General features: G+C 67.9%; 13 protein-coding genes. 4 read left to right on the top strand and 9 right to left on the bottom strand.

The annotated features are described in order from the left end of the window. Window positions 1–81: 81 nt before the first annotated feature. The 4 genes from P7V53_RS10325 to P7V53_RS10310 form a co-directional block, all read right to left on the bottom strand. Entirely contained in the window at window positions 82–879 is a 798-nt protein-coding gene (locus P7V53_RS10325; protein WP_280155395.1) for an enoyl-CoA hydratase/isomerase family protein, read from the bottom strand. A gap of 5 nt (window positions 880–884) precedes the next feature. Then, window positions 885–1,718 carry an enoyl-CoA hydratase gene (locus P7V53_RS10320; RefSeq protein ID WP_280155394.1) on the bottom strand — a complete coding sequence of 278 codons (834 nt, stop codon included), beginning with the start codon at window positions 1,716–1,718 and terminating at the stop codon, window positions 885–887. 98 nt (window positions 1,719–1,816) lie between these two features. After that, entirely contained in the window at window positions 1,817–3,055 is a 1,239-nt protein-coding gene (locus P7V53_RS10315; protein ID WP_280156482.1) for a CaiB/BaiF CoA-transferase family protein, read from the bottom strand. A 480-nt stretch (window positions 3,056–3,535) separates the two neighbouring features. Beyond that, on the bottom strand, window positions 3,536–5,119 hold the full coding sequence (locus tag P7V53_RS10310) for a tannase/feruloyl esterase family alpha/beta hydrolase (RefSeq protein WP_280155393.1): 1,584 nt from the start codon (window positions 5,117–5,119) through the stop codon (window positions 3,536–3,538). Between P7V53_RS10310 and P7V53_RS10305 the strand changes: the two genes are divergently transcribed. Next, window positions 5,118–6,023, top strand: coding sequence for a Crp/Fnr family transcriptional regulator (locus P7V53_RS10305; protein ID WP_348273466.1), 906 nt, complete (start codon window positions 5,118–5,120; stop codon window positions 6,021–6,023). The genes P7V53_RS10310 and P7V53_RS10305 overlap by 2 nt on opposite strands. Window positions 6,024–7,214: 1,191 nt before the next feature. On the opposite strand, the gene P7V53_RS10300 is transcribed toward P7V53_RS10305, so the two are convergent. Further along, complete coding sequence (locus tag P7V53_RS10300; RefSeq protein ID WP_280155392.1) at window positions 7,215–9,965, bottom strand: LuxR C-terminal-related transcriptional regulator; 2,751 nt, start codon at window positions 9,963–9,965, stop codon at window positions 7,215–7,217. 123 nt (window positions 9,966–10,088) lie between these two features. Here P7V53_RS10300 and P7V53_RS10295 point away from each other — a divergent pair, with 123 nt between their 5' ends. Both P7V53_RS10295 and P7V53_RS10290 read left to right on the top strand, forming a co-directional pair. Continuing rightward, window positions 10,089–10,937 (top strand): class I SAM-dependent methyltransferase, encoded by an 849-nt coding sequence (locus tag P7V53_RS10295; RefSeq protein WP_280155391.1) that lies wholly within the window; start codon window positions 10,089–10,091, stop codon window positions 10,935–10,937. Further along, the gene (locus P7V53_RS10290) at window positions 10,937–11,908 is read left to right on the top strand and encodes a carbon-nitrogen hydrolase family protein (protein WP_280155390.1); all 972 of its coding nucleotides are present in this window, start codon (window positions 10,937–10,939) and stop codon (window positions 11,906–11,908) included. The genes P7V53_RS10295 and P7V53_RS10290 overlap by 1 nt, the downstream gene beginning before the upstream one ends. Window positions 11,909–12,183: 275 nt before the next feature. Here P7V53_RS10290 and P7V53_RS10285 read toward each other — a convergent pair whose 3' ends face one another. Genes P7V53_RS10285 through P7V53_RS10275 form a run of 3 tightly spaced genes read right to left on the bottom strand, consistent with a single transcriptional unit; the run spans window position 12,184 to window position 14,523 of the window. Further along, on the bottom strand, window positions 12,184–13,077 hold the full coding sequence (locus tag P7V53_RS10285; protein WP_280155389.1) for an alpha/beta hydrolase: 894 nt from the start codon (window positions 13,075–13,077) through the stop codon (window positions 12,184–12,186). Further along, window positions 13,074–13,886 carry a class I SAM-dependent methyltransferase gene (locus P7V53_RS10280; protein WP_280155388.1) on the bottom strand — a complete coding sequence of 271 codons (813 nt, stop codon included), beginning with the start codon at window positions 13,884–13,886 and terminating at the stop codon, window positions 13,074–13,076. The genes P7V53_RS10285 and P7V53_RS10280 overlap by 4 nt, the downstream gene beginning before the upstream one ends. 28 nt (window positions 13,887–13,914) lie before the next feature. Next, window positions 13,915–14,523, bottom strand: a complete 609-nt coding sequence (locus P7V53_RS10275; RefSeq protein WP_280155387.1) for a DUF1566 domain-containing protein — start codon at window positions 14,521–14,523, stop codon at window positions 13,915–13,917. Window positions 14,524–14,600: 77 nt separating this feature from the next. On the opposite strand from P7V53_RS10275, the gene P7V53_RS10270 reads away from it, so the two are divergent. Next, the gene (locus P7V53_RS10270) at window positions 14,601–14,963 is read left to right on the top strand and encodes a winged helix-turn-helix domain-containing protein (RefSeq protein ID WP_280155386.1); all 363 of its coding nucleotides are present in this window, start codon (window positions 14,601–14,603) and stop codon (window positions 14,961–14,963) included. On the opposite strand, the gene P7V53_RS10265 is transcribed toward P7V53_RS10270, so the two are convergent. Then, window positions 14,960–15,109, bottom strand: a complete 150-nt coding sequence (locus tag P7V53_RS10265) for a hypothetical protein (RefSeq protein WP_280155385.1) — start codon at window positions 15,107–15,109, stop codon at window positions 14,960–14,962. The genes P7V53_RS10270 and P7V53_RS10265 overlap by 4 nt on opposite strands. Between the last annotated feature and the right edge of the window lie 147 nt (window positions 15,110–15,256).

Genomic DNA, 15,256 nt, shown 5'->3' with positions numbered 1-15,256 from the left:
GTGGCAGGTGCCGCGGTCACGAGCGCGCAGCCGGGCGGACGAGAGAGGCACGCGCCGCGGCGCTTGTCACATCGCATGCCGTCAGGCGCCTTCGAACCGCGGAGAGCGCTTTTCCATGAAGGCGCGCACCGCCTCGTGATGGTCCGCCGTGCCCATCGCGACCGCCTGGAACTCGGTTTCGCTGCGAATCGCCGCCTCGAGCGAGTCCACGCCCTGGGCCAGCGTGCTCTTGAGCAGCGCGCTGGTCACCGGCGGCAGCGCTGCGTACTCTGACGCAACCGCGATCCCGCGTTCGAGCGCCTGTCCGGGCTCGCACAGTTCGTTGGCGAGGCCGATGCGACAAGCCTCGGCACCATCGAACGGACGTGCCAGCCCGAGGATCTCGCGCGCCTTTGCGCGGCCCACGCGGTGCTGCAGGCTCCACAGCGCGCCCATGTCGGGCATCAGGCCCATGCGCGCGAAGGCGGCGCCGAACTTCGCGTCGCGCGCGCAGACGAGGTAGTCGCCGAGCGCGGCGATCGAGAAGCCTGCACCCATCGCGGAACCTTCGACGGCGGTGACGACGGGCTTGGGCCCGGTGGCGATCAGCCGGATCAGGTCGACGACGACGTTCCAGCGCTCGCGGTTCTGCAGCAGGCTGCGCTGCGCCATCTCGCTGATGTCGCCGCCGGCGCAGAAGTGCCCACCCTCGCCCGTGATGACGATCGCGCGCAGCGCCTCGTCGGCCATCGCTTCACGCAGTCGGTCGCGAAGCTGGGTGCGCATCTGCATGCCGAACGCATTGCGGCGCGCCGGGTAGCTGAGCCGGATCACCGCCACGGCGCCTTCGCGCGTGAGCGGCGTCATGTCGGAAGGACGGTCGGAGGTCTTCGGCTCCATGGCGTTCAGCGCCCGCAGAAGCGCGGCTCGCGCTTGTGCCCGAAGGCGGCCAGCGCTTCCCGGCAGTCATCGCTCACCCGGCACCGGATCATGTTGCGAGCCTCGAGGTCCATGCATGCGTCGAGCGTCTGCGTTGCTGCGGCATGGATGTTGTCCTTGATGGCGCGCCACGCGAGCGTCGGACCCTGCGCGAGCTTGAGCGCGAAGGCCTCGGTGGCCGCGTCGAGCTCGGCGTCGGGCAGCACGCGGTTCACGAGGCCCAGTGCCAGCGCCTCCGCCGCACCGATGCGCTCGGAGAGCATGTAGATCTCCTTGGCGCGCGAAGCGCCGACCAGCCGCGTGAGGAACCAGCTGCCGCCATAGTCGCCCGAGGTGCCGATCTTCGAGAAGCTGGTGACGAGGAAGGCGTTGTCCGCGGCAAGGCGGAAATCGCAGGCGAGCGCCAGCGAGAAGCCCAGGCCGGCCGCCGGGCCGCGCAGCCTGGCGATCGTGGGCTTGCCCATGTCGTGAAGCCACTGGGCGGCGCGGGCGAGATGCTTCAAGCGGTCGATGCGCGCCTCGGCCGCCATCCACGCTTCGCTGTGGCCATGCTCGGCAGCGATGGCGTCGTCCGGGTCCGGCGCACCCATCGAGCGGACGTCGGCACCGGTACAGAACGACCCGCCCTCGCCTGCCAGCACCACGACCTTGACGCCGGGATGCCGCGCCGCGTCGTGCACGCGGCGCAGAAGCAGCGCCTGCGCCGCGGTGTCGAGAGCGTTCTTCACCTCCGGCCGGGCCAAGGTCAGGGTCAGCACACCGGTGTCGGCGAGTTGCCAGCGGATCGCGTCGTCGGTCATCGGCTTGTCTCCGGTCTGCGGCGCTTATTTTGTGAACAATGTTCGATAATATAAACGAACGCGCCGCACCACTCAAGCCCCTTTGCCGGAGACCGGGGTCAGATGATTCCCGCGGCGGCCAGGCGCCGCAGCTCCGTGTCATCGATGCCGAGCAAGCCTTTGAGTACTTCTTCGGTGTGCTGTCCCTGGACTGGAGGCGCCGTGTAGTCGGTGATCGGCGTGTCGGAGAACTTGATGGGGTTGGTGCAGATCTTCACGCGGCCGGCCAGCGGGTGGGGCACCTCCACCGCGACGCCCCGGTGCCGGACCTGCGGATCCTCGAACACCTGCCGAAGGTCGTAGATCGGCCCGGCTGGCACACCGGCGGCTTCCAGGGCGGCGAGCAGCTCGGACTGGCGCCAGGTCCGGGTGATGGCGTCGAACGTGTCGGCCAGCGCCCTGCGGTTGCGCACACGCGAGGGGTTGCCGGCAAAGCGCTCGTCGTCGGCCAGCGCCGGATGACCGAGGGCCTGGCAGAAGCGCCGGTATTGCTCGTCGTTGCCGCACACGACCATTACCGCACCGTCCGCGCACGGGAACATCTGCGACGGCAACCCGCCGTTGCCCTGGGTGCCGCGCCGCACCGGCACCTCGCCGGTCGCCAGGTACTGCGCGGTGTAGTGCGACAGCGAGGCGATCACCGAGTCGAGCAGGGCGACGTCGATGTGCTGCCCACGGCCGCGGCTCGCCTCGCGGTTCGCATCGCGGTCGTACAGGGCCGTGATGACGCCGATCGCGGCGAACTGCCCGGCGATGAAGTCCGCGATCGACGGGCCGGTCTTGACCGGCGCGCCGCCTTCCTCGTCCGGGTAGCCGGTGACGCTCATGAGCCCGCCCATCGCCTGGAAGATCGAGTCGTAGCCGGGGCGCGGCGCGTACGGGCCGGTCTGGCCGAAGCCGGTCACCGAGCAATAGACGAGACGCGGGTTCAGCGAGCGCAGGCTTTCCTGGTCGAGGCCATAGCGCTTGAGGTCGCCCACCTTGAAGTTCTCGATGAGCACATCGGAGATCGTCGCCAGCCTGCGGGCGATCGCCTGCCCATCGGCCTGGGCGAGGTCGAGGGTGATCGACTTCTTGTTGCGGTTGGAGCCCAGGATGATCGGCGTCTCGCGCGTATCGCGCCCTTCCGTGTCCTTGAGGAAGGGCGGCCCCATCCTGCGCGCGTCGTCGCCGGCGCCTACGCGTTCGACCTTGATGACTTCGGCGCCCAGATCGCCGAGGATCTGCGCTGCCAACGGGCCGGCGATCACCCGGGAAAGATCCAGGACTCGGATATGGGACAGTGGCTTGCGGGACATGGAAGCCTCCATGTTGGCATGGCGTTCCATTATATGACCGTCATGCCAATATACGAACATGTCGCACTGGATGTGCTACCCACCCCTGATTCGCCAGGTCGGACCGTACCGCGTTCTCGCAGATGCGGTGGAGGTCGTATCTACACGGGCCCTGGTGCTGCAGGCAATGCGCGTGCAGTGCGCGATCGACTTCTTCAGCAATGGCGTGATCGCATCGCCGTGCGCCAATCCGACTGTCGCCATCGGCCTCCGTCATCCGTCTGTGCCCTACCGTGGGCGTGCAGGCGTCCGCCTCGCGCAGCGATAGCGGACTTCCCGCACCGGTCAAGCAAGGCATGCCGGACACGCGTGCATTGCGCGCCGGCGTCGACGATGTGTCGAAAGAGGGGGAGGACGTCGCTCCAGTGCAACCGATCCGCTCGTGATGCAGACGATCGATCCGTACGAGGGCCTCAGGAAAGTACGTGCCCAGGTGCCTGATCAGGGCGCCGTGCAGGTGTAGTTCGTTGCCAACTTCGCCGCCGAAGCGTCGTTGGCCGGGCCCGTGTAGCGCGGGTACTGCGGGTACTGGCACAACGGCCGAGCGAAGGTCAACGCTCCTGAGGCATCGCGCTTTTCTGCAGTCAGCGTGGCAGGCGCGGCGCCCCTCGTCACCCACTGATCCAGCGCGGTCAGCAAGTCGGCGCTGTCCGCTCCCGGGCCACCTGCGCAGTGATCGACGCCGGGCGCAACGTAGAAGCGAGTGGATGCATCGGCATTCGTCGCGCCGACGGCATCTCGCATGTTGGCAACGTACTCGGCGGTGGAGTTCACGCTGAGCGCCCCATCATTGCCGCCATGCCACAGGATCAGCTTGCCGCCACTGTTGATGAATGGTCGAATGTCGGTGTTCGTCGCGTCGTTAAGCGCGGCCATCGCATAGAGCGCATTCTGGTTCTGGTCCCACGGTGCGTAGGTCAGCGAATTCGCCGCTTGGTCGCGCGCGAGATAGTTCTTGACCGTCGTGTCCTGGAACAGGAACTGCAGCGCACCGGTGACGTTGCCGCCGCCCGTTTCCCACGCGGCCCATGCGCCCGGATCGTCCTCGTTTCCGGTCAAGGGCCAGCCAGCATTGCGGAAGGTACTGCTGCCGGAGAACACGGCGTCGGTCGTCCACGAAGTCACCACCGCAAGCTGAGCATCCGACAGGCAGGTGTCGCCGGTATCGGCGCCGCCGGCACAGCGCAGGACGGTCACGTTGACGAGCGCCGGCGTGCAAGCTGCGGCGTTTGAGACGACGCCATCGACGATGCCATCCAGTCCGTCGCAGGCATCGCGCACATGCTTCGCCAACAGCGCCGTCTTGGCGGTGCTGAACGCGCCTCCGGGAGCCGCCAGGGCCTTGGCCGTGCGGTTGAACGCGCCCATGAATCCGACCCAGTTGTACGCGGGTGCGCGCGCGATGACGCCGTCGAACAGGTTCGGATAGCGCTGCACGTTCATCAGTGCCTCCCTCCCGCCGTTGGAGCAGCCTTCGAAGTACGACTTGGACGGCGGCACGCCGTAGGCTGCAGTCACCGTCTCGAGCGCGGTCGACATCACCGTCGGCACCGAGAGGCTACCGAAGAGCTGGGCCGCAAAGGTGTCGGTCAAGGCGAAGCTGGCGGACAGCGCACTGCCCTGGTGGCCCGAATCGCTGGCGACCGATGCGTAGCCTTGAGCGAGTGCCGGCAAGGACAACGCGGGAATCGAGCCGTTGTAGCCACCGCCGCCACCGTAGTAGAGCTTGCCGTTCCAGGCATCCGGCAGACGCATCTCGAAGTTCAACGACGGTGCGATGGTGCCATTGACCTTGCAATAGGTCGGTACCGCTCCGCTCGCGGGCACCGCAACGGCGGCCAGCGTCGCGCCCGCAATCGTCTTGCCGGACAGTGCAGCGCAGGCCTGCTGGGCAGTCACCACGGGCGCTGCCGGCACCGCTGCGTCGTCATCCGAGCCGCATGCCGACAGCAGCAAGGCGCACAAGCCCGTAGCGACGAGCGATACCACGTGTGTCCGGCTCATCTTGCAGTTTCCAACGTTCATGTCTCAGTCCTTCTTGTTGTCGGCAGATGCATGGCGCGCATGTCGGGCCGCCGATCCCGCGGTCGACGGATCGTTGACTCGAATGATTCTGGAATCCGCGCCGCCGATTGACTGTCCATCGGTGTACATTCGCCGCGTCTTTCGGCTAGGGGAAACCATGCCCTCCTCCTCCTCCCTCGTACTGCGCGACCGCCTTCTGGAAGCTCCGTGGGCCAAGCACCTCACTGCCGAGCAGCTGGTGCGCGTGGAGGCAGAGACTCAGGTGATCAAGTACACCGCCGGGTCTGTCGTGTTTCAGGAAGGCGAGCCCGCCGAACATTGGCTCGGCGTCTTGGACGGAATGGTGAAGGTCGACACCGTTTCCGCGGACGGCCGCAGCACGACTTTCATCGGCGTCTCCTCCGGCGGGTGGCTGGGAGAGGGGTCGATGCTCAAGCGCGAACTCAGGCCTTACGAAGTGGTCACGCTGCGAGACAGCTGGATCGCGCTGATGCCCGTGAAGACGTTTGACTGGCTCTTTGAAACCAGCCTGGCGTTCAACCATTTCCTCGTGCGGCAGCTGAACGCTCGACTCGGCCAGTTCGTTGCTGTCGTGGAGAGTTGTCGAATGCAGTCAACCACTGCACAGGTGGCAGTGTGCGTGGCAGAGCTGTTCAACCCGACACTTTGCTCGGTCACCTCAGACGCCTTGCGCATCTCGCAAGAGGAGATCGCACGCCTTTGCGGCTTGTCGCGTCAGATCGCGAATCGTGCCCTGCACGAGCTGCAGGCGGCCGGCTTCGTGCGCATGCAGTACGGCAGCATTCATGTCTTGGATGTCAACGGCTTGCACGCGTTCGGAAGGGGTGTGGAACTGAGACACGACGCGCCGCGACTTGTGGTCGATGTCGCCCACCCGCACTGAGAGTCCACGGAAGAGGTCACCGTGCGCTCCTCTGTCGAAGCGACGGGACTCCAAGGTTGCAAGGCAGCAGATGGGGCGAGCACGTCGCCGAATGACCGCTTCTGTTACCAAGCTCGAAGGACAGCAACTGGCCGGGTCCCGCCGACGAGTCGTCGTTGTCGAAGGTCAGCTGAGCGCCACACCGCTGACGTATGCGTGGGGTTGATCTACGCGCCCCGCTTGGGCTTGCACAAACCGAGAGGTGGTCGTCGTTCAACTTTGGCCGTGGGCCAACAGCAGCAGCGCCCCTTTCGCGATGCCACAGGCGACTCGAAGTTGGCCACGCCGGTGGATGCATCGCGGCACCCCGCCAAGCCGAGAGCGGCGGACGACTCCTTCCCGTGGCGAACACCGACACTTGGCAGTCAATCACCTGGCAGCAGTTCTTGTTCGCTGTTGGTTCGCACGCTCCGGTAGGCAGGCCTGAGCTCTTCGTTTGTCGTTCCTGTCCTGTCCCCCCTCCGTGGCCCTAAAGTGCCTTGAGGTAAGCAACGCACCGCATGCCTCCTTCCCTGCAGCCAGTGCGATATCGAGTGCTGTTCCACCAAAAGTGCTCTTGAGCAGCGCGTCTGCGCCCCTCGACAACAGTAGCTCCACTACCTCGGGATGGCCCTCCTCCGCAGCGACATGGATCGGAGCTTCCGCGAAGTCCGCCTGTTCGTTGAGACGTTAGCTCCTGCGTCAAGCAGGAGTCGCACGACTTCTACGTTGCCGCTTCGTACAGTCTTGTGAAGTGTTGGTTCGAGTTGACCTTCCGCTGCGACTGGTGCCCCTGCACCTAACAGAGTTCGCACGACCTCGACCCGCCCAGGAACGTCGACTTGCGCTTGTGCAACCACGGCATGCCGAAACGTAGAGACCTTGCATCGCCGTCACACCGCGCGTGTGGATGGGCGCGCCGGCCGAGTCCAATACCGGCAACTCCACCCATGAAAAGTCGCGGTCGTAGCCGGTCGCCCAGACCTCACTGTCCGGTCCTTCCTTATGCGCCGGCAGCAGCGAGGCAATCCGGGCCCTCAGCCGAATCGAATTCGAGCCAACACACAACGGCGAAATCCGAGAAGCCGGAAGTCTCTGCTTCTGGGCCGCTTCTGAATCGGGTAAAGGGTCATCGCGCTTCGCGAAGAACGTGAGCAGGCACGCAGCCGTCAATCAATCTGCGCTGCTTGAGGCACCGGGACTACTGCCGCCATGTGCCAGCGCCTCGGTTCGTCGTCGTTGATAGTCGCAGCCAAGCCGAAGGAAGATGTTGGAATGCTCGCGCAGCGAAGAGGGGCGCCCCGCCAGGAGATCAGCTGCGCGCCTCACGATCGTCGCAGCGACTTCGTTCTCCCGCGTGGCTGCAGCGGCGCGCTCCAATCTCCCCGCAGCGCTCGAGTGCCCGACCAATGCCGCCGACTCTGCCCATAGGGCCGCGTACCAGGGGCGCCACATGCGCAACACCGAGGAACTCCAGACCGATCGGTCGTCGACGTCCGATGACAGGCGCGCAAAGGCCATCTCCGGCTGTCCACGGTCGAGCGCCAGCAGCGCGTCCATCGCCTGCGCCCAGGCGCATGTGTTCAGGGGCACGGCATGGGACGTCAGCGTCTTGGTCAGTTCGATCCACTGCCTGCGCCTGGCCTCGTCACCCCGCATGCCATGCACCATTGCAACCGCGTACGCCGTCACGCCCAGCGTGCCGGAGACCGGGCGGCCCGCGCGTTGCCAGGCGGCCAGGAATTGCTCGCCGCGCTCGACCACAGCTTGGAAGTCGCCGGCCATCGCGTCCACCTTGATTCGCCGCGCGAGTGCCGGATGCGGATAGTCGCGGTAGCAGTCCAGGGCGGCCAGCCGGTCGGCATACGCAGCCGCCGATTCGAGTTGGCCGGCAGCGAGGCAGAGCTCCGATGCCATCAACAAGTAGTCGTTGAAGTGGTAGGCCGTCGAGGCGTCGAGTCCCTGGCGGATCAGCAGGTCCTCCCGCAGGGCGGTCTTCTCGATCGACCGCAGGAGTTCGGCCCGCGCGAGGTGCGAGGCGCACAGCCTGTCCAGGGCGACGCTCTCGATCAGCGGCATCTGCGCTTGCCGGGCCAGGGTGATGCCCTGCTCGATCAACGCGTCGACTCGCGCATCGTCGTCGGGCAGGCCGAGCGCGGCGGCCACGGCGATCACGGCCCGTGGCGCCGCGGCGTCGCCGGCCAGCGACTCGGCTTCGGCCAGCCACACTTCGTCGGCGCCTCGCTCGGGCGGCGATGCGAGGATGCCTGGCGCCCAGCGCACAAACATCACCCTCGCGGCCAGATCCACTGCAGCAGCGCACGGCTCGCCGCTGGCCAGGGCCTGGTCGGCGGCTTCTCGCAGAAGGCGCAGTGTGTCGTTGCCTACCAGGCTGCAGGCGGCGGCACCCGCAGCCAGTCGAAGCAAGCGCGCTCGCTGGACGGGATCCACGTCCAGCGCGGCCGCTTGCTCGTAGCCGCTTTGCGCCTCTTGAGGCCTTCCACGCAGCAGCACCTGTCCCGCCAGCTGCTCTGCCAGGCGAGCGGCCTGCTGCGCGGCCGGCACGCTGCGTGTGCTGTCGGCGTTCATCACAGCCGCACGCGCATCGGCAGCCAGGTCATCCAGCCGCTCGCACCAGGCCTCGTCGCGCGGCTGTTGGGCCAACTGGGCCAGCGCGACGCCGCACCATCGGCGATGACGCTCGTGCACCTTCTCGCTACGGCCGAGCGCATTCAGTTGCTCGGCGCCGAACTGGCGGATCGTCTCCAGCAGGCGGTAGCGCGTCGGCTGCCCGGGCTCGACGAGCACCAGGCTGTGATCCGCCAGTCGCGCCAGCGAATCGGCTGCGTCGAAGCGACGGGTTCCGGCTTCGAGCACGGCCAGCGTTGCGCTGACGTCGAACCACGCCGCGAAGACCGACACCGTTGCCAGAAGATCGCGGTCGGGCGCCGGCAGCAGCCGGTAGCTCCACGCAATGGCCTCGCGCAGCGAGCCATGCCGACGATCGCCGCCATCGGCCAAGGTGAGCAGCCGCAGCCGTTGATCGAGCCCTGCGATCAATCCGTCGAGCCCCAGGGCCGGGCAGCGCGCCGCCGCCAGTTCGATCGCCAGAGCCATGCCGCCCAGCGACGCGCACAGCGCCGCGACCTGATGCGCGTCCAACGGCACCGTGACCCCGGCGGACTGCGCGCGCTCCTCGAACAGGCGCGCCGCGTCGCCATCACGCTCGGCCAACGAAAGCCCAGGCACTGGAAATACCCACTCGAACGGTGCGCGCAGCGGCAGGCGGCTGGTGGCGACGATGGCCAGCGATGAGCATGACCGGATCAGCCGGGCCACGGCATCGCGCACTGCGTCGATCAGGTGCTCGCAGTTGTCCAACAGGATCACCGCGTCGCTGCCGGCGAGCACCGTCGACAGCGCATCCGCAAGCGAGCCGCCCACTGGCGCCACCACGCCGGCGGCCGAGGCGATCGCACCCAGCACCATCGCCGGATCACTCACATGCACCAGATCGACGAAACAGCCGCCATCGCGGCGCATGGCAGCCAAGGGCTCGACGACGTGGAGCGCCAGCCGTGTCTTGCCGACGCCGCCGGGACCGGTGATCGTCACCATGCGGTGCGCGGCAATGGCTTCGCGTAGCGCCGTGCACTCCGCCGTCCTGCCGATGAAGCTGCTGGCCGGCGCCGGCCAGCGCGAGCCGGTCCACCGACCGCCCACAGGGGCCAGCCCTGGGTAACGCGCCAACGCGCGCCGGTCGGCCACGTCAAGCTTCTGGATCAGCGAGGAGACGTGCGACTCGACCGTGCGCACCGAGAGGAACAGGCGGTCGGCGATCTCCTTGTTCGTCAGGTGGGCGGCGACCAGCGACCATACCTCTCGCTCGCGCTTGGTGAGATCGGTGACCGCAGGGGGCGCCATGGATCAAGTATGCGGCAGCCGCTCAGCGGGGCGTGCCGGCCACGGAGCTCAGTTTCCGTAGTGGCCACGGATGCGCGCGCAGCGCCGTTGGCAAACACTGGCTGCCCAAAGGAGATCGCAAACATGACATTCGACCCGCTTCAATACAAGGCCACGACGCGCGAGCAGTGGCAGGTGGCGGCCGAGGCCTGGCACCGCTGGGGCCCCGCATTGGAAGACTGGCTGGGCGCAGCGACCGAGCAGATGCTCGACATCGCGGGCGTCGGGCCCGGCAGCCACGTGCTCGACGTGGCTGCCGGCGCAGGCGGCCAGAGCATCGCGGCGGCCCGCCGCACGGGCCCCGGGGGCCGCGTCGTGGCGACGGACATATCGCCGGCCATCCTCGATTACGCAACGCGCGCCGCTGCGCAGGCGGGCGTGAAGGTGGACACGCAGGAACTCGATGGCGAGGCCCTCGGCGACCTGCCCCCGGCCTCGTTCGATGCGGTCATCTCCCGCCTCGGGCTGATCTACTTCCCCGATCAGCGGCGTGCGCTGGCTGGAGCGCGCAATGCCTTGCGGCCGGGCGGGCGCTTCAGCGCAATCGTCTATTCGACCGCAGACCGCAACCAGTTCTTCTCGGTGCCGGTGGGCATCATCCGAAAGCGCGCCCTTCTACCGGCACCCGAGCCGGGCCAGCCGGGACCTTTCAGCCTCGGCGATGCCGGCGTGCTGCAGGGCGCGCTCGAGCAGGCGGGCTTTCGCAACGTGAGCGTGCAAGCCGTGACGGCACCGCTGCACTTGCCGTCGGCCGCCGACTGCGTGCGCTTCGAGAAGGAGTCGTTCGGCGCTCTGCACCAGATGCTCTCGTCGGTGCCGGTCGATGAGCATGCATCGGTGTGGGATGAGATCGCCACCGCGCTGCGCCGCTTCGAGACGCCGCAAGGTTTTGTCGGCCCCTGCGAGCTGCTCGTGGCGGGAGGAACCAAGTGATGCTGCCGCAACGCACCGTGGTCGCTGCCGTGCAGGCCAGCTACGTGCTGCTGGACCGCGACGCCTGCGTCGACAAGGCGGTGGCGCTGATCGGCCAGGCCGCGCGCGAAGGCGCACGCATCGTGGTGCTGCCCGAAGCTTTCATCCCGGGCACACCGATCTGGATCGACACCCGCCCGATCTGGGACGGCGACGCCCGGTGGTACTCGCTCCTGGTGCAGCAAGCCGTCGTCGTGCCGGGGCCGGTGACGGCGGCACTGGGGGCTGCCGCGCGGGACGCCGATGCGTACGTCGTGATCGGCGTGCACGAACGCGAGGCTCACGGCAGCACGCTCTACAACACCACTCTGTACTTCGGCCCGGACGGCGCCTTGCTCGCCAAGCACCGCAAGCTGGTGCCCACCGGCTCGGAACGCACGGTGTGGGGCATGGGCGACGGCTCCACGCTGCCGGTGGTCGACACGCCATTCGGGCGTCTGAGCGGCCTGACCTGCTGGGAAAACTACATGCCGCTCGCGCGCTTCTGGCTTTACGCGCAGGGCGTGGACATCTGGGCCGCGCCAACGCTGGCCACCGGCGATGCCTGGGTCGCGACCATGCAGCACGTGGCGCGCGAAGGACGCTGCTTCGTCGTCGGCGTGAACCCCTGCCTGCGGGCCGAGCAGATTCCCACCAACCTGACTGGTCGCAACGATATCTGGCCCGGCTTCCAGAGCGCGGCCGGTGCTTGGGTGGAAGTCGGCAACAGCGTGATCGTCGGACCCGACGGGAAGATCCTGGCCGGGCCGCTGCGCGAGCAGGAGGCGATCCTCACCGCGGAGGTCGACCTCGACCAGGTACGCGCCGCGCGGCGGCAGTTCGATGCGGCCGGGCATTACCACCGGCCGGACATCTTCAGGTTGTCCGTCGATACGGCAGCGCGACCAGCCATTGCGCCATGGCATCCGCAGCATCCGCAGCACCCGGTGTAGCCACACCGCGTCATCGCCGGGGTTGTCTCTACAGCGGACGTTCTGACAGTGGCTCGCTCGCGCCTGCGCTATCGCTGCGATGGAGACCAACAGGCCGCCCAAGCCGTCGTGATGACGGCATCGCCTGCCTCTCGCCGCGGCAGGAAGAGCGCGCAGGATGTCGAGTAGAAGTCGCGCAGATCGGCAAGCTGGAGGCGATGACCGTCGCAATGCCCGAGGCCGGGGGCCTGCCCCACTGCGCATCGGGTGCCCCGTTGGTGCCGGTCGTGTGGTCTTCAGTTCGAACACAACGATCGCATGGTTCGGGCGATCACCGGCCCACCAGGGGGCGCCGGATGGCGCCGCAGAAAGTCCGCGATGGCCGTGTCGACCACTGCCGGGTGCGTGATCGGGCCCATGTGGCCGACCCCGCGAAAGGTCTGCGTCTCGCCCCGGGGCAGTGTTCGTGCGAGCAGATTGCTGACGGCCCGCGCCGAGGTCGTTGTTTCGCTGCCCTGCATCAGCAGCACCGGCATGTCCAGCGCCCGGAACGCAGCGAGCGGCGTGGTCTCGCCGAGCAGCGCCCCGCCCCAACCCTGCACGTTGACGATGGCGGCCTCGATCGCGCTGCGCTGCGACTCGGGCTTGGCGGCCCAGGCGCCGACACCCATCCAATAGTCGATGAAGGCTTCGGCCGCAGCCGCGCGATGGCCGGCGGCCAGCGCTGCGGCGGCGCGCGCCACCGTCTCGCGGATGCCGTCGGCCGCGTTCGGCGCCGGCGACGCGGCATCGACCAGCGCGAACAGCGTCGGCTCGTAGAGGACCAGCGCGTGCACCCGCTCGGGCTGCTTCAATGCGGCGAGCAGCGCGACGGCCGCGCCGTACGAGTGGCCGACCAGCGCGAACGGCGCGCCGGCGCGCTCGAACACCGGCTCCAGCAGCGCCACTTCGTCGTGCAGCGTCAGTGGGCGGTCGGTCGGCCAGGCCGGACCCCGGCCGGCGCCGTGGGTGTCCGGCGCCAGCACGCGGTGGCGCGGCGCCAGCCGGTCCATCAGCGGCCGCCACTGCGACGAGCTGCTCGCGTTGCAGTGGATGCAGACCACGCCCGGACCGCTGCCGGCTTCGCGGTGGAAGGGCACGGCCGGCAGGACCGGGCGCTCGTCGATCGCGGCGGTGACCATGGTGTTCATCGCCGCGTGACGACGACCTCGAGGTATTCGCTGGGCACGACCAGCGAGGCACCCCCGGCGCGGTTCATGCGCGTCAGCAGCGTCGTCAGATCGCGCTCCAGGGCCTGCGCAGCGTCGGCCGGCAGCGCGGCAAACGCCTTGTGGATGGGGCCGTACCAGGTGCGGAAGACGTCGATGAAGTGCGCCGCGCAGCGGTAGCGGAAATTGAAGATGCGCGGCGTCACCGAGATGGCGCCGGCCGTCTCGCCGAACAGGGCGTGCAGGTTGGCCTCGACGCCCCAGCGTGATGGCGGCTGCACGCCCGCCGGCGGCGGCAGGTGGCGGCCCAGGGTCTTGAAGACCTGGCCGATGAAGCCCTCGGGCGTCCAGTTCGCCAGGCCGATGCGGCCGCCGGGGCGGCACACGCGCGCCAGCTCGGCGGCGGCGCGCGACTGGTCGGGCGAGAACATCACGCCGAAGGTCGACAGCACCGCGTCGAAGCTGGCGTCGTCGAACGGCAGGGCCTCGGCGTCGGCGACCTGGAAGGTGGCCTGCAGGCGTTCGGCGCGGGCGCGCTCGGCGCCGCGTTCGAGCAGGCTGCCGACGTAGTCGGTGGACGTGACGATGCAGCCTCGGCGCGCCGCGGCCAGCGTGGCATTGCCATTGCCGGCAGCCACGTCGAGCACGCGCTCGTCCGTGCGCAGGTCGCAGGCCTCGGCGAGGTGCTCGCCGACGATCTGCAGCGTGGTGCCGATGACGGCGTAGTCGCCGCTGGCCCAGGCGGCCTGCTGGCGGGCTTTGAGGGTGTGGAGGTCGATGGGGGTGGACATGGCAGGTCTCCTGGTGGCTGGGTTCGGATCAGTAGCCGCTTGCAGGCGGTTGGCCGCCGCGAACGCACCAGACAAGACCTTGAAAATACGTGGCGTCGATCGTGGCGACCCAGCCACCCTGGAAACCGACGACATAGACTTCCGGCGCAAGGTCCGACAAGGGTTGCTTGAGCGGGGTCGACGTCCAATAGGCGTGGCCTTGAGGAGTTTGCTGGTAGATGAAGGGCCTGTTCGCGGGCAGCTTGACCTCGGCCGGGTTGCTCATGTCGATGAGGCTGGCCAGTTCGGTCACTGAAGGCAGGCGCCAGCCCTTGCGGTTGCCGACGGCCAGATTTGCGCATTCGAGTTTCGCGTGGTGCCAGGACATCGGCCACGGCTGACCTTGCCAATGAAGCGGGTGGGTCCAGACCAGGCCGGTTTCGTTGTCGCGCACCGCCGAGTTGTTCATCACGCAGGTGAAGCGGGTCGACCAGTTGGGACAGCCGGCGCCGGTTTCGGAGGGCAGGACCTTGTCCCAGTTCTGGGTGACGCCACGCAGGTCGGTGCCGCCCGCGGCGGCCGCGGCTTGCGCCGTCTCGTACAAGGCGGCGAGAGCGGCCATGCAGCACATGGCGATCGTCAGTTTGCGAAAGTTCATCCTTAGCTCCATCGAGAGGGTGGGTTTGCGTGAAGGGCAGTGTGTCCAGTGCGCTTCCCTCACACCATCTCGGCGCCGTGAATCGTTGTGAAACCGATCGCTCGCCAATCTTCGGCACCCAATGTCGACCCCCTGCCCCCGCTGAGGCGTGCCGCTTCGGCCGGTTCGAGCTGCGGCCGGCGCAGCGCCTGCTGCTGGCCGAGGGCGCGCCGCTGCCGGTCGGCGCGCGCGCCTTCGGCCTGCTGCTGGTGCTGGTGGCGGAGCACGATCGTGTCGTGTCGGACGACGAACTGCTGGCCCGCGTCTGGCCCGGCCTGGTGCTCGAGGAGAACAACCTTCGCCAGCATGTATCGGGGCTGCGCAAGCGCCTCGGCGCCCAGGCGCTGGCCACGGTGCCAGGACGCGGCTACCGCTTCACGCTGCTGATCCGATATCTCTAATCGAGAAAGGCGGGTGACTTCGGGATGGAGGCGCTCTGCTCCCGATCGTGGTTGATCAACAACCTGGCGCCGCTGGCCTTGATGAAGGTGTCCATCTCGTTCATGGAGCGCAGGCTCTTCTCGGCGTCATGGTTGATCGATGGCACGCGCTTCGCCTCCCAGTTGGCCGTGAGATGGACGAAGTCGCCCGAGAGAAGCACCCCAGCCCGTGCTGATCGGCCTGCTGATGCTGTCTATCGCGCTCCGGCGCTGAGCCGGGGTGGCGCGTTCTCTCGCACCGCTCGTGTGGGTGA

It is taken from the genome of Piscinibacter sp. XHJ-5 (assembly GCF_029855045.1).
Taxonomy (GTDB): Bacteria; Pseudomonadota; Gammaproteobacteria; order Burkholderiales; family Burkholderiaceae_C; genus Albitalea.
This window is presented reverse-complemented; position numbering and strand designations above follow the sequence as displayed.